18 protein-coding genes and 1 riboswitch are annotated in these 17,598 nt (G+C 72.8%); of the genes, 5 read left to right on the plus strand and 13 right to left on the minus strand.

What is annotated here, in order from left to right:
* The coding region (locus OGL89_RS08030; RefSeq protein ID WP_263119409.1) for a LysR family transcriptional regulator at positions 1-923 on the plus strand (923 nt) is incomplete at its 5' end.
* 105 nt (positions 924-1,028) lie between these two features.
* Here OGL89_RS08030 and OGL89_RS08035 read toward each other — a convergent pair.
* The 4 genes from OGL89_RS08035 to gcvP form a co-directional block, all read right to left on the minus strand.
* Complete coding sequence (locus tag OGL89_RS08035) at positions 1,029-1,268, minus strand: helix-turn-helix transcriptional regulator (protein ID WP_263119411.1); 240 nt, start codon at positions 1,266-1,268, stop codon at positions 1,029-1,031.
* Between the two features lie 277 nt (positions 1,269-1,545).
* Positions 1,546-1,926 (minus strand): glycine cleavage system protein GcvH, encoded by a 381-nt coding sequence (gene gcvH, locus OGL89_RS08040; protein WP_263119412.1) that lies wholly within the window; start codon positions 1,924-1,926, stop codon positions 1,546-1,548.
* A 9-nt stretch (positions 1,927-1,935) separates the two neighbouring features.
* Positions 1,936-3,057, minus strand: coding sequence for a glycine cleavage system aminomethyltransferase GcvT (gene gcvT / locus OGL89_RS08045; protein WP_263119414.1), 1,122 nt, complete (start codon positions 3,055-3,057; stop codon positions 1,936-1,938).
* The gene (gene gcvP, locus OGL89_RS08050) at positions 3,054-5,954 is read right to left on the minus strand and encodes an aminomethyl-transferring glycine dehydrogenase (protein ID WP_263119416.1); all 2,901 of its coding nucleotides are present in this window, start codon (positions 5,952-5,954) and stop codon (positions 3,054-3,056) included. The genes gcvT and gcvP overlap by 4 nt, the downstream gene beginning before the upstream one ends.
* Before the next feature lie 126 nt (positions 5,955-6,080).
* A riboswitch (glycine riboswitch) is annotated at positions 6,081-6,171 on the minus strand.
* Positions 6,172-6,387: 216 nt separating this feature from the next.
* Here gcvP and OGL89_RS08055 point away from each other — a divergent pair.
* The gene (locus OGL89_RS08055; RefSeq protein WP_263119417.1) at positions 6,388-7,785 is read left to right on the plus strand and encodes a choice-of-anchor D domain-containing protein; all 1,398 of its coding nucleotides are present in this window, start codon (positions 6,388-6,390) and stop codon (positions 7,783-7,785) included.
* Positions 7,786-7,815: 30 nt separating this feature from the next.
* Here OGL89_RS08055 and OGL89_RS08060 read toward each other — a convergent pair whose 3' ends face one another.
* From OGL89_RS08060 to OGL89_RS08080, 5 genes are all read right to left on the minus strand, one after another.
* Positions 7,816-8,283: a GNAT family N-acetyltransferase gene (locus OGL89_RS08060; protein WP_263119418.1), complete on the minus strand. Its 468-nt coding sequence runs from the start codon at positions 8,281-8,283 to the stop codon at positions 7,816-7,818.
* Positions 8,280-9,680, minus strand: coding sequence for a lactate dehydrogenase (locus OGL89_RS08065; protein WP_263119419.1), 1,401 nt, complete (start codon positions 9,678-9,680; stop codon positions 8,280-8,282). The genes OGL89_RS08060 and OGL89_RS08065 overlap by 4 nt, the downstream gene beginning before the upstream one ends.
* 45 nt (positions 9,681-9,725) lie before the next feature.
* Positions 9,726-10,163 carry a zf-TFIIB domain-containing protein gene (locus tag OGL89_RS08070; protein ID WP_263119420.1) on the minus strand — a complete coding sequence of 146 codons (438 nt, stop codon included), beginning with the start codon at positions 10,161-10,163 and terminating at the stop codon, positions 9,726-9,728.
* A gap of 62 nt (positions 10,164-10,225) precedes the next feature.
* A complete protein-coding gene (locus OGL89_RS08075; RefSeq protein WP_263119421.1) occupies positions 10,226-11,401 on the minus strand; it encodes an aminotransferase class I/II-fold pyridoxal phosphate-dependent enzyme in 1,176 nt (391 codons plus the stop codon).
* Positions 11,398-12,243 (minus strand): aminoglycoside phosphotransferase family protein, encoded by an 846-nt coding sequence (locus tag OGL89_RS08080; protein ID WP_263119423.1) that lies wholly within the window; start codon positions 12,241-12,243, stop codon positions 11,398-11,400. The genes OGL89_RS08075 and OGL89_RS08080 overlap by 4 nt, the downstream gene beginning before the upstream one ends.
* Positions 12,244-12,294: 51 nt before the next feature.
* On the opposite strand from OGL89_RS08080, the gene OGL89_RS08085 reads away from it, so the two are divergent.
* Positions 12,295-13,074, plus strand: coding sequence for an alpha/beta hydrolase (locus tag OGL89_RS08085; protein ID WP_263119424.1), 780 nt, complete (start codon positions 12,295-12,297; stop codon positions 13,072-13,074).
* A 176-nt stretch (positions 13,075-13,250) separates the two neighbouring features.
* On the opposite strand, the gene OGL89_RS08090 is transcribed toward OGL89_RS08085, so the two are convergent.
* The 4 genes from OGL89_RS08090 to OGL89_RS08105 all read right to left on the minus strand — a co-directional run bounded on the left by OGL89_RS08090 (position 13,251) and on the right by OGL89_RS08105 (position 15,905).
* Positions 13,251-13,760 (minus strand): low molecular weight protein-tyrosine-phosphatase, encoded by a 510-nt coding sequence (locus tag OGL89_RS08090; RefSeq protein WP_263119425.1) that lies wholly within the window; start codon positions 13,758-13,760, stop codon positions 13,251-13,253.
* Positions 13,757-14,236: a GNAT family N-acetyltransferase gene (locus OGL89_RS08095; RefSeq protein WP_263119426.1), complete on the minus strand. Its 480-nt coding sequence runs from the start codon at positions 14,234-14,236 to the stop codon at positions 13,757-13,759. Before OGL89_RS08095 ends, OGL89_RS08090 begins: the two co-directional genes overlap by 4 nt.
* Before the next feature lie 266 nt (positions 14,237-14,502).
* Positions 14,503-14,919, minus strand: a complete 417-nt coding sequence (locus OGL89_RS08100) for a hypothetical protein (RefSeq protein WP_263119428.1) — start codon at positions 14,917-14,919, stop codon at positions 14,503-14,505.
* 2 nt (positions 14,920-14,921) lie between these two features.
* On the minus strand, positions 14,922-15,905 hold the full coding sequence (locus OGL89_RS08105) for a hypothetical protein (RefSeq protein ID WP_263119429.1): 984 nt from the start codon (positions 15,903-15,905) through the stop codon (positions 14,922-14,924).
* A 545-nt stretch (positions 15,906-16,450) separates the two neighbouring features.
* Here OGL89_RS08105 and OGL89_RS08110 point away from each other — a divergent pair.
* Both OGL89_RS08110 and OGL89_RS08115 read left to right on the plus strand, forming a co-directional pair.
* The gene (locus tag OGL89_RS08110) at positions 16,451-16,930 is read left to right on the plus strand and encodes a hypothetical protein (RefSeq protein WP_263119430.1); all 480 of its coding nucleotides are present in this window, start codon (positions 16,451-16,453) and stop codon (positions 16,928-16,930) included.
* Entirely contained in the window at positions 16,927-17,595 is a 669-nt protein-coding gene (locus OGL89_RS08115) for a hypothetical protein (RefSeq protein WP_263119431.1), read from the plus strand. Before OGL89_RS08110 ends, OGL89_RS08115 begins: the two co-directional genes overlap by 4 nt.
* Positions 17,596-17,598 lie beyond the last annotated feature (3 nt).

Here is a 17,598-nt window from a genome sequence, read left to right on the forward strand (position 1 = left end):
CGGAGGAGTTCCAGGCTCTCGGCTCCCCCGCGACCCGCGGGCGGATCCCGCTGGCCGCACTCGACCTGCTGGACGCCGTGGCCGCGCGCGGCTCGCTGACCGCCGCCGCCGCCGCTCTGGGCATCGCGCAGCCCTCGGTCAGCGCCGGTCTGCGCCGCCTGGAACGCCGCACCGGGTTGACGCTGCTCGCCCGCTCCGCCGCAGGGACCCGGCTGACCCCGGCGGGTGAGGCGGTGCTCCGCCGCGGCCGGGCGGTGCTGTCCGCCTCCGACGCGCTCGAGCGGGAGGTCGCCGATCTCCGGCAGGGCGATCGGGTCCGGGTCGCCGCGAGCCTGAGCATCGCGGAGTACCTGGTGCCGGTCTGGCTCGCCGGCCGGGGTGCGGACGCGGCGGCGGTGGAGCTCACCGTCGCGAACTCCCGGGACGTGATGGCCGCGGTGCTGGACGGGCGCGCGGACCTCGGGTTCGTCGAGGGTCCGCGGGTGGTCGACGGTCTGCGGGAGCGCGTGGTCGGCGACGACGAGCTGGTGGTCGTGGTCGTGCCCGGGCATCCGTGGGCGGACCGGGAAGGGCTGCTGGACGCCGAGACGCTGGCGGCCGGCCCCCTGGCGGTCCGGGAGGCCGGATCCGGGACGCGCGAGGTGCTGGAGGAGGCCCTGTCGGCGGCGGGCTCGTCGCTCGGCCGGGCGGTGCACCAGCTCGGCTCCACCTCGGCGGTGAAGACCATGGTGCGCACCGGGCGGATCGCCGCGGTCCTGTCGCAGCTCACGGTCGTGGACGAACTCGCCCGCGGGGAGCTGGTGGCGGCGCCGACCACGGTCGACCTGCGGCGCCGGCTCCGAATGGTGTGGTCCGCGGGCCGTCAGCCGTCGGCCGCGGTCCGGGAGCTCGCCGCGGACGTGATGGCTGCGACCGCCCGGTAGCACAGCGCCTCACCGGGGACGGGCCGCGTGTCCCGGCCCATCCCGGTGGAGCCGTCCTGTCCGGAGCTGTGTCGTCGTGCCCGGAGGGGGTGAGGGAGCGACGAGTCAGTGGATGCCGGCGGCGCGTGCCCAGGCGACGGCCTCGGCCCGGGTCGAGGCGCCGATCTTGCGATAGACGCTGCGCACCTGGGACTTGACGGTGTTGCGGGTGACGAAGAGCCGGCGCGCGATGTCCTCGAGCGTGACGTCCTCGGTCAGTTCGGCCAGCACGATCCGCTCACGGGTGGTGAGGGGCTCGCCGAAGATCTCGCTCCTGGTGTTCGGGGCGATCTCCATGGTGGTCATCGGTTCCTCCGGTGGGTGACGAGGCGCGGCTGCAGGGGGTCCAACGGCCGTCTACCGGTTGTGATCGGCAATAGTGCTCGACCACCACGGGTTCTCCGAGATCCCGACTCACCCGCCCGGCGGGCAAACCGCCCAAATCGCCCACAGATCTGGGTCCGAAGTCCCAGGTCATTCCGGGGGAAACGCTTGCCGGGTCCGCGGGTGAGAAACACCCGTTCGGAGCAGCGGGTGAAAGCAGACCGTCTCACCCGCTGATCAGCCCGCGGACCCGGTGGTGTCACCCGGCCGACAAAGCGGCGTACTCCTGAGGGCTCAGCAGCGCACCGGTGGACTCCACCTCGACCTTGATCAGCCAGCCCGTGCCGTAGGGGTCGGAGTTGACCACGGAGGGCTCGTCGACGGCCGCCTGGTTCACCTCGGCGACGGTCCCGGTGACCGGTGAGAACAGCTCGGACACCGACTTGGTGGACTCGACCTCCCCGATGACGGCGCCCGCGGTGATCGCCGTGCCGACCTCCGGCAGTTCCAGGTAGACGATGTCGCCCAGCGCGTCGGCGGCAGTGGCGGTGATGCCGACGGTGCTCACACCGGCCGGGCCGGTCGTGTCGATCCACTCGTGCTCGGCGGTGTACTGCAGGTGGGTGGGGGTCTCGCTCATGGGGGCTCCTCAGGACTCGGATCGACGGTAGAAGGGCAGGGCGACCACACGGACCGGCTCGCGGCGGCCACGGATGTCCACGGCGAGCTCGGTGTCGGGCGCGCTCACCTCCGGGCTGACGTAGGCCATCGCCACCGGCACACCCAGGGTCGGCGACGGGGCGCCGGACGTCACCTGCCCGATGGTCACCGCGTCGTCGGCGGTCGACATCACGACCGGGTAGCCGTGCCGGGCGGCGCGACGGCCGGAACCGACCAGGCCGACCAGCACCCGGGACGGGTTCGCGTGCGCGCGGGAGGCCAGGGCGTCCCGGCCGACGAACGGCCCGGGCTTGTCCAGCTTGACCACCCGGCCCAGCCCGGCGTCGTGCGGGGCGGTGGTCCGGTCCAGCTCGTTGCCGTACAGCGGCATCCCGGCCTCCAGGCGCAGGCTGTCCCGGGCGGCGAGTCCGGCGGGCACCAGCCCGTGCGGCTGCCCGGCGGCCAGGATCGTGCGCCACAGGCCCGGCGCGGCCGCCGCGGGCACGAACAGCTCGAAGCCGTCCTCGCCGGTGTAGCCGGTGCGGGCGACCAGCGCCTCGACGCCACCCACCACGGCCGGGGTCGAGGCGTAGTACTTCAGGTCGCGCACGGCGTCGGCCGCGGCCGGATCGGTCAGACCCACCACCAAGGCCGCCGCGGCCGGACCCTGCACCGCGATCAGCGCGGTCTCCAGCGACCGGTCGGTCAGCGCCGCGTCGAACCCGTCCAGCCGCTCCGCCAGCTCCTGGGCGACGACCGCCACGTTGGAGGCGTTCGCGACCACCAGGTACGACTCGTCGGCCAGCCGGTAGACGATCAGGTCGTCGATGATGCCGCCGTCCTCGGCCACGATCATCGTGTACCGGGCCCGGCCGACCGCGAGCGCGGTCAGGTTGCCGACCAGGGCGTAGTCCAGTGCGGCGCCCGCGTCCGGGCCGTCCAGGTGCAGCTCACCCATGTGCGAGAGGTCGAACAGCCCCGCCGCGGTCCGCACCGCCTGGTGCTCGGCCAGGTCGGAGCTGTAGCGCAGCGGCATGGACCACCCCGCGAACGGCACCAGGGTGGCACCGAGCGCGACGTGCTCGTCGTTCAGCGGCGATGTGGTGGTCACAGGGCGACTCCCTCGGCGTAGGCCTCGATCGGCGGGCAGGCACAGATCAGGTTGCGGTCCCCGCGAGCGCCGTCGATCCGGCGCACCGGGGGCCAGTACTTGGCACCGCGCAACGCGGCCACCGGGTAGGCGGCCAGCTCCCGGCCGTAGGGGTGCTCCCACGCGTCCGCGGTCACCGCGGTGGCCGTGTGCGGCGCGTTCCGCAGCGGGGAGTCGGCCAGCGGCCAGCGTCCTGTGGCCACCGCGTCGATCTCCCCCCGGATCGCCACCAGCGCGTCGACGAACCGGTCCAGCTCGGCGAGGTCCTCGCTCTCGGTGGGCTCGACCATCAGGGTGCCGGCCACCGGGAAGGACAGCGTCGGCGCGTGGAAGCCGTAGTCCATCAGCCGCTTGGCGACGTCCTCGGCGGTCACCCCGGTCTCCTTGGTGATCGCGCGCAGGTCGAGGATGCACTCGTGCGCCACCAGCCCGGCCGGGCCGGTGTAGAGCACCGGGAAGTGGTCGGTGAGCCGGGCGGCCAGGTAGTTCGCCGACGCCACCGCGGTCTGGGTGGCCCGGCGCAGACCGTCGGCGCCCATCAGCGCCACGTACGCCCAGCTGATCGGCAGGATGCCCGCCGACCCGAACGGCGCGGCGGAGACCGCCGGCGCGCCCGTGACCCCGAGGTCCAGCGAGGGCAGGTGCGGGATCAGGTGCTCGGCCACCCCGATCGGACCGGCGCCCGGACCGCCGCCGCCGTGCGGGATGCAGAACGTCTTGTGCAGGTTCAGGTGCGACACGTCGCCGCCGAAGTCCCCCGGCCGGGCGAGGCCGACCAGGGCGTTGAGGTTCGCGCCGTCGATGTAGACCTGGCCCCCCGCCGCGTGCACCAGCTCGCAGACGGTGCGGACCTCCTGCTCGTAGACCCCGTGGGTCGACGGGTAGGTGATCATGATCGCCGCGACCTCGGGACCGTGCTGGTCCAGCTTGGCCCGCAGGTCGTCCAGCAGGATCGACCCGTCCTCGGCGGTGGCCACCACGACCACCCGCATCCCGGCCAGTGCGGCGGAGGCGGCGTTCGTCCCGTGGGCGGAGGCGGGGATCAGGCAGAGGTCGCGCACCGGGGTGCCCTCGACGTGGTGGGCCCGGTGGTAGCCCCGGATCGCCAGCAGCCCGGCGAACTCGCCCTGCGCCCCCGAGTTCGGCTGCACCGAGACCGCGGCGTAGCCGGTGATCTCGGCCAGCCAGCCGGACAGGTCGTCGATCAGCTCGGCGTACCCGGCGGCCTGGTCGGCAGGGGCGAACGGGTGCAGGCCCGCGAACTCCGGCCAGCTGATCGACTCCATCTCCACCGTGGCGTTCAGCTTCATGGTGCAGGAGCCCAGCGGGATCATCGTCCGGTCCAGCGCGAGGTCCTTGTCGGAGAGCGCGCGCAGGTAGCGCAGCATCGCGGTCTCGCTGCGGTGCCGGTGGAACACCGGGTGGGTCAGGTACTCGCTGGTCCGCGCGATCCCCGCGGGGATCACCGACTCCGGCGCGTCCACCACACCGGCGCCGAAGGCCGCCAGCACGTCGGCGACGTGCACGGCGGTGGTCACCTCGTCGCAGGCGATCTGCACGTGGTCGGCGTCGGGCGCGTACAGGTTGATCCCGCGCTCCAGTGCCGCCGCCAGCACCTCGGCGGAACGACCCGGGACCACGGCCCGGACCGTGTCGAAGAAGACCGCGTGCTCGACCTCGACCCCGGCGGCGCGCAGACCGGCGGCCACCGCCACCGCGCGGGCGTGCACCCGGGCCGCGATCGCCCGCAGCCCGTCAGGGCCGTGGTAGACCGCGTACATCGACGCCACGATCGCCAGCAGGGCCTGCGCGGTGCAGATGTTGCTGGTCGCCTTCTCCCGGCGGATGTGCTGCTCACGGGTCTGCAGCGCCAGGCGGTACGCCACCGCGCCGTCCGCGTCGATCGACACCCCGACCAGCCGGCCGGGCAGCATCCGCTCCAGGCCGGTGCGCACCGCCATGTAGGCCGCATGCGGACCGCCGTAGAACAACGGCACGCCGAACCGCTGCGAGGAGCCGACCGCGATGTCCGCGCCCAGCTCACCCGGCGCGGTGAGCAGGGTCAGCGACAGCAGATCGGCGGCGACCGTCACCAGCGCGCCCCGCTCCTTGGCCGCGGCGACCAACGGGCGCAGGTCCCGCACCGCCCCGGAGGCGCCCGGCGCCTGCACGACGACGCCCACCAGATCCTGGTCCAGCTCCGGCAGACCGTCGGTCAGGTCCGCGACCACCAGACCCCACCCGGCGGCCTCGGCACGCCCCTCCGCCACGGCCCGGGTCTGCGGCAGGCAGTCCGCGTCCAGCACGACCACACCGGTGCGCCCCTTGGCCGCCCGGTGCATCAGCGCCACGGCCTCGGCGACGGCGGTGGCCTCGTCCAGCAGCGACGCGTTCGCCACCGGCAGCGCGGTCAGGTCGGCGACCACGGTCTGGAAGTTCAGCAGCGCCTCCAGCCGGCCCTGGGAGATCTCCGGCTGGTACGGCGTGTAGGCCGTGTACCAGGCGGGCGACTCCAGCACGTTCCGGCGGATCACCGGCGGCGTCACGGTGTCCGAGTAGCCGAGTCCGATCATCTGGGTGCGCACGGTGTTCTTGGCCGCGATCGCCCGCAGGTCGGCCAGCACCTCCGACTCGCTCCGCGCGGCAGGCAGGTCGAGCGGCCGGTCGGTGCGGATCGCGGCGGGCACCGCGGCGTCGGTCAGCGCGTCCAGGTCGGCGTAGTCGCCGACCGGCGCCAGCAGGGCGGAAGTGTCGGTGCGACGCGGACCGATGTGCCGGTCGGCGAAGTCATCCAGGGGGAGGGTCACGCGGCTGCTCCAGGGACGGACGGGTGGGAGGCGTCCTCCCCGCTCTGTCATCCGTGCCCGGGGACACGACCTGAGAGTTTTGCCGGTCCGCCGTGGCTCGATCCGAGCCCGGGGCGCGCCGACTTGCACCGTCGGTGGACCGGCACGGAGTGCGTGCCGGTCGCTTTCCAGAGTTGCCTGGCCGTGACGGTACGGGTGCCTGAGAGATTCCCGGGGAGGGTTTGCTCCTTCGGCGCCACCGGCGGGTGGACTCTCCCGCCACGGTTCGAGCAGCGTGTGAAGTTGTGAGACCGCGCACAGCCTAACCGGCCGACCGCGGCGGCGTCTGTACCCGTCCGCCACCTAGACCCGGCACATCGCGCCACTCACCTTCGCCGAGGACCACCCAGTCCGGTCCGCGGACACCCGCACGCGGCTCCCAGGCTGGACGTGCCCCCGGCCACCGGCTCGTCGGGGGAGCTCAGCCGCCCACCGGGAGTCCACCATGCCGCGTCCCCGCACCCTCACCGCCGTCGCCCTCGCGGCGGTCGTCACCCTCACCACCCCGCTCGCCGCGAGCGCCGCCGACTCCCCGCCCACGACCAGCACCGGGTTCGTCGGCGAGACCTGGGGCGCCCCGGTCAGCAACGACCTGTTCAGCATGTCGGCGTCGTCCTGGTCGGGCGTCGCCGGGCTCGGCGGCAGCGAGGCCACCCTCGCCGCCGTGACCGTCACGGCCGTTCAGGACCTCACCCTGACCATGCAGGGGTGGTACAGCGGCCCGAACGTGGTCAGCCACCTGTCCGGCACCTGTCCTCGATCGGTGTTCTCCCCCTCGGTCGCGATGCGGGCCGGTGAGCAGTGCTCGTACTGGCTCACCTATGCCGAGGGCGCGCTCGGCACCTGGCACTCGTACATCACCGGCCTGAACCTGAGCGCCACCGCCGCCGACGGCACCTCGGCCACGGCGTACTACGGCCAGTCGCTGTCGACCCAGCATCTGGTGGTCGGCGACCCGATCGACTTCGGCGCGGTCCCGTTCGGCGACACGGCCGAGGACGGGTTCGCGCTGACCAACATCAGCCCGCACCCGATCGACGTCGATCTCACCGGCATCCCCACCGGAGGGTTCTCCCTCGCCGACGACCAGCCGGGGACCCTGACCATGGCCCCCGGGGAGACGGTGCGGGTCGGGGTCGCGTTCTCCCCGCGCGCCTCCGGCACCACCAGCACGTGGGCCCGCCCGATCACGGCGCACGCGGTCGGCAGCACCGTCTCCAGCCGGGTGAACGCACCCACCCTGACCGGCACAGGCGTGGATCGACATGCGGAGCTGACCGCGGAGCCGATCGACTTCGGCACCGTCGACCGGGGCTCGACCGCGACCCGGCCGCTGGTGATCACCAACACCGGCGGGGTGCCGCTCCGGGTCACGGCCACCGTCGTCGACGACCTCCAGGTCACGCTGCCCGACGCCGAGCTGGCACCGGGCGGGACGCTCACCGGCACGGTCACCTGGCAGGCCCGCACCGACCTGTCCTCGACCTGGATCGAGCTCACCGGCATCGACGACACGGTCGCGGCCGGGCTGCCCTCGGCGGACCCCGCGCGCACGGAGACCCGGGTGTCCGGCACGGTCGGCACGGTCGTCGTCGACCCCACGCCCACGCCCACGGCGACCGATCCCCAGCCCGAGCCCGAGCCCGCGGTGACCGCGCCCGGACCGGACCGGACCCCGGCCGTCACCACCGCCACGGACCCGACCAGCGCCGCGCCCTACCGCTCCGGGGTCCTGGCCGTCACCGGCTCGGGCCTCGCCCTCGCCGGCCTCGCGCTCGCCGCGTCCACCACCGGCACGGCCCTCCTGGTGCTGCGCCGCCGAGCCCGTCAGCTGCGCCCGTGACCCGGCGGCATCCGGCATCGGACCCCGGACTCAGACCGCCCGGGTCATGAACACGCTCAACGGATCCGGCTGGTAGTCCCCGAACGGCGCGCACTCGGTGAAACCGTGCCGCTGGTACAGCCGGCGCGCCGCCGCGAACTGGTCCTCCGCGCCGGTCTCCAGGCTCAGCCGTCCCATCCCGCGCTCCGCGGCGATCCCGATCAGCGCGTCCAGCAGCGCAGCCCCGATCCCCTGGTTCCGCGCGGCCACCGTGGTCCGCATCGACTTGAGCTCGCCGTGCCCGTCGCCGAGGTCCTTGAGCGCCCCGCAGCCGAGCAGCAGCGTGCCGACCCAGGCGGTCACCATTGTGACCGAGGGGTGCCGCAGCTGATCCAGGTCCAGGGCGTGCACCGACTCCGGCGGACTCCCGGCCCGCATGTCCGTCAGGTGCTCGGCGAGCAACGCGTGCACCGCGGGCCGGGTCAGGTCGTCGACCTCGATCGTCAGGTCGCCGATCACCGGGACACCGCCCGCACCCGCACCGTGCGCACCGCCTGGAGCCGGGCCACCGACCGGATCAGCAGTCGCTGCCGCCGTTCGGTCGCGGAGAACGTGACCGTGACCTCGCCCGCGCCGTCCCGGGCCTCGGCGGTGTTCAGCGAGTCGAAGGAGACCCCGCGACTGGCGAACACACTGGCCAGGGCCATCAGGGTGCCGGTCCGGTCGTCGCCGGTCAGCTCCATGATCCAGCGGCGTTCCGGGCCGGTCGCCGGCAGGCCGGTCGTGGCGCGCGGACTGCCCGCGTCCCACCGGTCCACCGCGCCGCCACCGGGCACGCCGCCGTCCCGGCCCAGGCCCCAGGGGGTCAGCAGGCCGTCGATCCGGTCCGCGGTCGCCAGCAGCCGTCGCGCCTCGTCGGGGGCGGGCTCGTCCAGGATGACCCGGGTCCAGCCCTCGGGCCCGAGCACCACCGGGACGCCGAGCACCCCGCGCAGCGGCTGCCCGGCCACCTCGACCTCACCGTCCAGCGCGACCTGTCCGGCGACCACGATCTCCCGGCCGTCCAGCACGGTGTCCACCAGGTCGACGGTGGCCGCCGCCGTGCCGGAGGCCGTCTTCGCCCCGCTCTGGTGGGTCAGCCACGGCCGGGCCGCCGCACGCAGGTCCGCGGGCCAGCTCTCGACCAGCGCGAACGCCCGCTCCGGCTGGTCGGCCATCAGCCCGGCGACCTCCGCCTGGGCGGCGACGATCTCCGCACCGAAGTCGTCCAGCGACCGACCGCCGCGCAGGCCGGCGACCGCTCGGGCGCGCTCCTCGGCGTCCAGCCCGCTGATCCGCACCGTCGACCACAGCGGGACCAGGTCGTCGCCGTGCTGACCGGCCACGAAGCCGCCCACCCGGTGCCGGCGCAGGCCCAGGGCGACCGCGATCTCCCGCCGGAACCGGAGCGTGTCGAGCCAGGCGCCCATCCCGATCACCCGGTGCCGGCCGAGCTCCGCGGCCACCGTGGCGACCGCCAGCTCCACCGGGTTGGACACCACGATCACGACCTCGTGCCCGGAGCCGTGCTCGGCGATCGCCCGGGCGTAGGAGGCGAACACCTCCAGGTTCTCCGCGGCCAGCCCCGCACGGTCGGTGACCGCTCCGGCCCGGGCGGGGGCGGTCCGGCCCGCGGCCAGCACGATCACGTCCGCGACCACGTCGGCGGGGTCGAGCGCGACGTCGATCAACGGGGCGTGCTCGTCGTAGGCGTCGATCAGGTCGGCGCGCAGCCCGTAGGACGCGCGGCCGGAGGAGCCCCCGGGCCGACCGACCAGTTGCAGGCGCGACGTGGTCGGCAGCACCCGCCGTTCGATCAACTGGGCGCAGACCTGCCGCCCCACGTCACCTGTCGCACCCAGCACCGCCACATCCACGACGCAGCAGGCTAGGGCACGGATGTGTCGCGCGCATGACGCGGCTCAGTCGAAGTCGAACAGGTCCTCCAGCCACGACTCCCGGCGCTTGCGCTTCTTGCCGTACGGCTGGCGCGGGTCGCCGTAGCGGGGGTCGCCGCGGTACGCGTGGTCGTCGCGGTAGCCCGGCTCGCGGTAGCCGGTCTCGTAGCCCGCGCGCGGATCCGGCGCATAGCGGGGATCGGCGGCGTATCCGGGATCGGCGACGCGGCGCGGGTCGGTCGGGTAGGCCGGGTCCGGGGCGTAGCGCGGGTCGGCCAACCGCGGGTCGGCGGCGGGGATCGGCGGGTCCCCCGGCAGCCCGGGGGTGGCGGCGACGCGCTCCAGGATCTTGTCCAGCTCGCCCCGGTCCAACCAGATCCCCCGGCAGGACGGGCAGTAGTCGATCTCGACCCCCTGGCGCTCGGACATCACCAGCTCCGCGCCGTCGGTGGGACACCTCATGTCGGACTCCTCGTCGTCGTGTGGGCGGTCAACGTCCGGCGGCCCGGCCGGGTTCCAGCGGCTCAGAGTCCGCGCTGCCAGTCGACGATCCGGTCCACGGCCTCGGCGACCACCGACGGCGCCGAGGCGAAGGACAGTCGCACCCAGTCCGCCCCGTGCGCCGGGTCGAAGTCCGTGCCGGGGGTCAGCGCGACCCCGGCCTCGTCCAGCGCCCGCGCGCACCACTGCGGCGATCGCAGCCCGGTGGCCGAGATCTCCGCGTAGACGTAGAACGCGCCGTCCGCCGGAGCCACCCGCGACCAGCCGAGCTCGGGCAGCCGGTCCAGCACCAGCTGCCGGCCCGCCGCGTACTGCGTCACGTTGGCCTGCGCCGCCGCGTATCCCTCGGGGCTGAACGCGGCCACCCCGGCGTGCTGGGCCAGCGCGGGCGGGCAGAGCGCGACGTTCCCGGCCAGGGCGTCGACCGGACCGGCCAGGTCCTCCGGCAGCAGCAGCCAGCCGAGCCGCCAGCCGGTCATCGCCCAGTACTTGGAGAACGAGTTCACCACCACGGCGCCGCCGTCCAGCGCGTGGGCAGCGGTCGGTGCACCGGGGGCCGGCTCGGGCGAGGTGGGGTAGGTGATGCCGTGGTAGATCTCGTCGGAGATCAGCCGCACGCCGTGCTCGGTGCACCACGCGGTCAGCTCCGCGAGCGCCGCCGGGTCGATCAGGGTGCCGGTGGGGTTGGCCGGCCCGGCGACGATCAACCCGGTCACCGGCGGGTCCAGCGCCTCGAGCTGCTCGACCGTCGGCTGGTACCGGGTCTCCGGACCGCAGTCCAGGTCGACGACCTCGCAGCCCAGCGCCGCCAGGATGTTCGCGTACGCGGGGTACCCCGGCCGGGCCAGCGCCACCCGGTCCCCCACGTCGAAGGCCGCCAGGAACGCCAGCATGAACCCCCCGGAGGACCCGGTGGTCACCGCCACCCGCGCCGGGTCCACCTCCACGTCGTACCAGCGCCGGTAGTGACCGGCGATCGCGGCCCGCAACGCCGGGGATCCCAGCGACTCGGTGTATCCCAGGTCGCCGCCCGCCAGCAGCTGCGCGGCCCGGTCCCGCACCACGTCGGAGGCCCCCGTCGACGGCTCCCCCGCGCAGAGGTTCAGCACCGACGCCCCCGCGGCTCGGCGGGCGTTGGCGGCGGCCAGGATGTCCATCACCGCGAACGGCGGCACGTGCGAGCGCTGGGAGACCTTCATCGCACCATCGTGCCGTCCAGCGTCCGCCGGAGCATCCCCCGGCCCTCCTCGGCGAAGTCCGGGGACCCGACGTCGGTCGCCCACACCACGGTCATCACCGCCTGGTAGAGGTTCTCCGCCCACCAGCCCGGCAGGTCCCACGGCTCCGGCCCGCCCAGACCGGCCAGCAGCGCGCCGACCCGTGGATCGCCGGGCGGGCACCGGTGCACCACCCGCACCAGGTCGGTGTAGGCCGGGCGCAGGGCGTACCGCCCGAAGTCGATCAGCCGGACCGTCCCCGCGTCGTCCACCAGCCAGTTCCGCGGCTGCATGTCCCCGTGCGTGCGGACCGCGGGTTCGGGCACCGGGCGGATCCGGTCGACCGCCCCCGCGGTCCGGGCCGCCAGATCGGGGTCGAGCAGGGTGGACGCCCGGGGCAGCAGCCGCCGCAGCCGGTCCAGCCGGGACGTCGGGTAGTCCGCGGAGATCTCCGCCGCCGCCGACCCGTGCACCCGCGCCAGCAGACGGCCCGCCGCGTGGAACACCGCCGGATCGGCCTCCGCCGGGGTGTCCTGCACCAGCGCACCGGGTTGGTAGCGCACCGCCAGCACGCGTTCCGGCGCCGAGCCGTCGATCAGCACCGGCAGCCCGTCGCCCAGCCCGGTCAGCTCCCGCCCGGCGGCGATCTCCCGGCCGATGTGGTGCCCGGTGACCTCGCCTCCGGCCTTCACCACCGCGTCCACGTCGCCCGACCGCAGATGCCACACCCGGGTCAGCGCCTCGGGCCAGCTCAGGTCGGCGACCAGCTCGGCGCCGGGCACCCACCGGTCGACCAGCGCGCGCTGCGCCGCGGTGAGGACCATGCCTCGACCGTACCGGCCACGATGTCGGTGGTCGGGGCTACGGTCCCCCTCATGCCCACGCTCTCCCGCCCCCGCGCCGCCGTCGACTACTCCGTGCGGAACTCCGGTCCCGGACCGGTGGTGGTGAGCCTGCACGGGCTCACCTCCAGCCGGGAGGCGGCCGCAGCCGAGGGCCTGTTCGACTGGTCCGCGGTCGCGGCCGACGGAACCCTGGTGGAGTACGACGCGCGCGCCCACGGCCGCTCGACCGGCGCTCCGGTGCCCGCCGACTACACCTGGTCCTCCCTCGCGGGCGACCTGCTCGCGCTGATCGACGAGGTCAGCCCGGACGCCCCGGTCGACGCGATCGGGGCGTCCATGGGCACCGCGACCGTGCTGTGGGCCGCCGCGTTGCGCCCCGACCGGTTCCGCCGCCTGGTGCTGAGCATCCCGCCGACCGCGTGGGACACCCGGGCCGCCCAGGCCGCCGCCTACCAGGACGAGGCCCGTTCGGTGGAGCAGCACGGCATCGAGCCCTGGGTGCGCGCCGCCGCGAACTCCGTCGGCCCCGCGGTGCTCGAGGGCCTGGACTTCGACCCCGAGCCCGCGATCGCCGCCGACCTGCTGCCCAGCGTGCTGCGCGGTGCCGGCGCGAGCGACCTCCCGGACCCGAGCGTGCTGGCGCGGCTCGCGCACCCCACGCTGCTACTGCCCTGGACCACCGACCCCGGTCACCCGGTCACCACCGCCGCGGCCCTGGCCCGACTGCTGCCCGGCGCCCGGCTGGAGATCGCCGCCGACCTCACCGCCATCCGCGGCTGGGGCGACCGCGCTGCGGAGTTCCTGGCCTGACCCCCCGCCGGTCACGACCGGGTGACGCCCGGCACCAGCCCGGCCCGGGGTCGGCACTGGGTCGGCCCGGGGTCGGCACTCCGCCCCGAGATCGGCATGTGCGCCGACGCGCCGACGCGACACGCCGCGCGGCAGGCCGGAACTGCCGACCTCGACGGGTACTGGGCTACCGCGGACTAACGGTCCGTGAGTGCGGCGCGGACGTGGGCGACGACGCCGTCGGCGGCCGCCTCGATCTCGTCCAGGCAGTGCTCGAAGTTCTCCGGACCGCCGTACCAGGGATCGTCCACGTCCAGCAGGTGCTCCGGCTCCCCGTCGTCGACCCGGGGCGCGGACGGGTCGAAGGACCGGTACATCGCGACGGCCGCCTCGCCGTCCGCCAGCCGCCGGAGCGCCCGCGCGTGCGAGGAGGTCATCGCCAGCACCAGGTCCCGGTGCGCCAGGTCGTCCGCGCGCACCTGCCGGGCGGCGCGGTCCGGCACCGGGTACCCCCGAGCAGCCAGTGCTGTCCGGGCCCGGCGGTCGATCGGGTTGCCGCGCTCCTCGTCGCTGACCCCGGTGGAGTCCACCACCACCCGGTCACCGAGCCCGGCCCGTTCCAGCCGGTCGCGCAGCACCACCTCCGCCATCGGTGAGCGGCAGATGTTGCCGGTGCAGACGGTCATGATCCGGTAGGGCTCGGTCACGCTGGTCCTCCCTGGTCCCGGCGCAGCAGGACCCCGCTGCCGCCGTCGAAGTCGATGCCCGCGAACCGTGCCGCCCGACCCAGCTCGACGAATCCCTGCCGCCGATGCAGATCCAGCGACGCCCGGTTGCGGGCGTTCACCACACTGAACACCGTCCCGCCCGCCACGACCACCAGGTCACCCAGCAGACGCCCGCCGATCCCCGAACGCCGGGCCTCCGGGGTCACCGTCAGCGCCGACACGTACCGGCCGTCCGGTGCATCGACCAGCCCGGTCCACGGCCCGACCATCGCCCAGCCGATCACTCCTGGGGCGTTCGTCCGCTCCGCGACCAGCACCCGCCAATCCGCGTCCGTCATCCGTGCGTCGATCCGCTCCGCGAAGTCCGCCGGCAACCGACCCCGGGACGCCGCCACCGCCACGATGCCCGCCAGGTCGTCCGATGCGCCCATCCGGACCCGGACTCCGGGGTCCACCGACCCCGGCTGATCGGGACGATAAGCAGCGAAGGACGACACCCCGTCATCGTGGCACCCGAAAGTGTCAGGACCGCGCGTGCGGCGTTCTTGGCTGGCGTCAAGGCGCGCGACCCGAAGGCGTGGCAGGCCGCCGTGCTGCGCGACAGGGTCTTCGCATCGATCGGCGCCACCGCCTCCGGGCTCCCACCCCCGAGACCGATCCCTGAGCGCGCCCAGACGCGCCCGTGGTGCGCCAGATCGGCGAAGTCGAACCGTGAACCTGTTCAGTTGTCAGCCGAACTCGCACGGACCGTGGTCCGATGCTGCCAGTAGGCCGCGGCCGACCACACGAATGCCGCAAGCGCCAGACCGCCGAGGCCTTGGGTGACTCTCTCGAGGAACGTCAGGCCAAGCCCTTCGCGCCCGAGCGCGATCGCACCCGCGAGGGCAAGGCCAGCCGTCAGCGAGAGGTGCCGTGCCGCCCGCTTCCAAGTGACCGGCGCGCGGTAGAGGTCGCTGAGTGCTGTCACCGCCACGATGGCTCCGAAGGTGAAGTCTGCTCCGGTGGCCCACCATGCGAGAGCCAGCACGATCCAGATCGCTGCGACCTGCACCAGGCTCCGGTACCAGTCGGTGCGATCGGCCTCGCTCACGGCCTCGACGGGAATCGGGCGTGCAGCCGGGATCGAACGGTCAGTCATGGTCACCTACAATTCGAACTGTTGACCTTCACCAGCGGGCCGCGCGGAACGATCTTCATCTGGTAGCAAGCGGTTCCAGTCAATTTGATGTTCTTGACCGCCCGAATGGACGAGATGAAAGCGTTGATTCCGGTCCCAACGCCGATGATGGTGCACGCCTGGCTGATAATCCTGCCGATGCCAGCCGGGAGCTTCGCACCCAAGCACGCGGCGGTGACACCGCCGACAGTGGCACCGACGAGGGCCGCAGCGGCCGCCTTCCACTCACCTCCGGTCATGTTCAGGTACACGCCCACACCGTAGGTCAGCTTCGGGTCGGCGATAACAGGGAACGCAGTGGTCGAGCTGAGGTCCACGTGCTGAACGAGCATGTCACCTTCCACTGTGTACCAGGTCCGCACGGGGGCACCGTTGGCGTCGACCGCCCAGGCGTCGTCCACCTGGCCCAGCTGCAGAACGGCATCCTCGGTCGTGACGGAGAGAGTCACCGCGCCGTCCTCAGCCTGGACCGGAGCCACGCCGCCTCCGAACGAGTAGGCGAAATCGCTGGGTGCACTGCTGTTCTCGATCACCGTCTGCAACCGAGTCGAACCGTTGTCGAGCACCTGCACCGCCGCGCTGACACTGCTACCGGGATAGACCACCGTGCCGTCGTCGGCCACCTCCGCGTGATCGAGTGGCAGGTCGGAGGGGAGCGTCACAGCGAGCTGGGCGCCATCATGCTCCCCGTTCTGGGAGTCGATCACGATCGGTTCACTCGCGACGCTCGGAACGTTGACCACCACGTCACCCACCTCGGCGACGATGGCCCCACCGATGTCGTCACCGGCGACGACGACGCCTTGATCGGGTGCAACCCTGGCGATCAACGCAGCCGTCTCTTCGATCTCGCTACCAGCCGTCGAGGCGATCGCAGGAGACCCTGCCGCGATCAGACCAAGGGCGGAGGCTGCGGCTACGGCGCAACGAACGATGTTCAATTTCAAGAGAGCCTCCGAGGCGGAGTTTACCGGAGCACCTCTGCGTGCACCGAATCGTTCGAGAATCTAGAGGAATCATCCGATATCGCGCAACTATCGCCTTATTTGCACATAAGTAGCAAAGCGCCCGAACGGGCATATTGCGCCTTCGCTCAGAACACCCGGCGATCGAGTGGTCCGGCCTTCATCAGGTCACCTCCAGATGCTCGGTGATCTGCTCGAAGAGGGCTCCCAGCTCAGGGGCTGGGCCGGACTCGGCGGGGCAGCCGTGCGTCGGGGCAGTGGGGCGCAGCGTCGGCGGCCCGCCCGCCGGGGGCCACATGAGGTGAGAAGCGCCGCTTACAGCGTGAGCGCGCAAACCGTGCCGCCCGAACCAGCTCGACGAATCCGTGCCGCCGATACAGGTCCCGTGACGCCGACTGGCAGCTTCCTGGCGTCAGCCGCTTCACGTGCTGAATCCATCCATGGCCAGGGTCATCAGCACGGCCGCAGCTCTCTCACTGATGACCCTGGCTGGCTGCGCCCACTCACCGGGTCCTACGCCCACTGCTGTGGCAACGTCGGATGGCCTCGATCTGGTGGCCGTTGACGCCCCACCGGCGGAGCCACCGACGATGCAGCTCGCTGACGTGGCGGTCACGGCTCTCTCTTCGACGTGGTTCGACGCTGATCTCCGCGATTTCGTCACGAGTCGCGATGAAGAGATCACTGCCTTCGATCTCCCCACGGTCGCAGTGCGGTCACGGCTGCCGTTCTCCTTGCTGGATGGGAGTCGACCCGCTGGCGTCAGCGTGCGAGAGTTCGGATCGGTGGACGCGGACGGCATCCCGGAGGACTCTCTGCCGGGCGTCGACTGTTTCGACGACACCATCTGCACGCTCGTGCCACAACAGGGGCAGGTCGACATCACTGTGCCTCTCAGCTCCGCTGCGGTATTCGTGACCATCGACGTCTTCTACGACATTCCCGAGCTCGGTCTGGAGCAGCCGTACAACCTGGTCAGCTATGGCCTGAACGTGAGGTCCTCATGAAAGACGAGCGATCTGATCTTGGTATCGAGCTCGGCACCGATCCAGGCACCGTTGCCAGGTTCACCACCAGCTCGCACCCGCGCACTGCCCGGCTCTTCCTCCCACTCATCGGGGCGGACGAGTCGATCTGCTCGTGGTCCGAACTGTGTGCACGCGCCGGCCTTCAGCTGAGCCCTACCACGCGATGGTCCCAACTCAGCCAGGCCCTTCCTGCAGATCTGGTCGAGCAGCTGGAACTCCCCTATGGGTGGCTCGCTCCGCCTACGACCGAACGCCTTGTTCGAGCCCTCACTGCGGCCACGACCACGGCCGAATCGTGCTTCTTCTCGCTGTGGTTCCACGACCAGTACGCCGGCGCTGGCGTCGGGCTCGCGGACTACCCGCCTCAGCTCGAGGCACTGAGCGGACCCTTTGACGGCATGGCTCTGCACTCCGGGCCGCTGACCTGGCTGAGCGACCGCATGCGCCCACACCCCTGGTGGCACCACAACCTGATGCCCGTGTTCACCATGCCGGCCGACGGAGCGTTCCTGCTCGGTTGCCCGATCTACCACGACTCGATCTACATCTCATCAGGCTCCGACCTCCTGGAAGCGCTCCGCGCGGAAGGCTTCGACATCCTCGACATCGGCCGCGACGAGACCCTGCCCAGCGAGAGCAGGTAGACG

Source organism: Cellulomonas sp. RIT-PI-Y (assembly GCF_025642745.1).
GTDB lineage: Bacteria > Actinomycetota > Actinomycetes > Actinomycetales > Cellulomonadaceae > Cellulomonas.

Excerpts from the sequence above, each read along its gene's own strand:
- OGL89_RS08080 (WP_263119423.1), bottom strand. The coding sequence starts at position 12,243 with ATGGTCCTCACCGCGGCGCAGCGCGCGCTGGTCGACCGGTGGGTGCCC.
- OGL89_RS08100 (WP_263119428.1), bottom strand. The coding sequence starts at position 14,919 with ATGACTGACCGTTCGATCCCGGCTGCACGCCCGATTCCCGTCGAGGCC.
- OGL89_RS08055 (WP_263119417.1), top strand. The coding sequence starts at position 6,388 with ATGCCGCGTCCCCGCACCCTCACCGCCGTCGCCCTCGCGGCGGTCGTC.
- OGL89_RS08070 (WP_263119420.1), bottom strand. The coding sequence starts at position 10,163 with ATGAGGTGTCCCACCGACGGCGCGGAGCTGGTGATGTCCGAGCGCCAG.
- gcvH (WP_263119412.1), bottom strand. The coding sequence starts at position 1,926 with ATGAGCGAGACCCCCACCCACCTGCAGTACACCGCCGAGCACGAGTGG.
- OGL89_RS08085 (WP_263119424.1), top strand. The coding sequence starts at position 12,295 with ATGCCCACGCTCTCCCGCCCCCGCGCCGCCGTCGACTACTCCGTGCGG.
- OGL89_RS08035 (WP_263119411.1), bottom strand. The coding sequence starts at position 1,268 with ATGACCACCATGGAGATCGCCCCGAACACCAGGAGCGAGATCTTCGGC.
- OGL89_RS08115 (WP_263119431.1), top strand. The coding sequence starts at position 16,927 with ATGAAAGACGAGCGATCTGATCTTGGTATCGAGCTCGGCACCGATCCA.
- OGL89_RS08075 (WP_263119421.1), bottom strand. The coding sequence starts at position 11,401 with ATGAAGGTCTCCCAGCGCTCGCACGTGCCGCCGTTCGCGGTGATGGAC.
- gcvP (WP_263119416.1), bottom strand. The coding sequence starts at position 5,954 with ATGACAGAGCGGGGAGGACGCCTCCCACCCGTCCGTCCCTGGAGCAGC.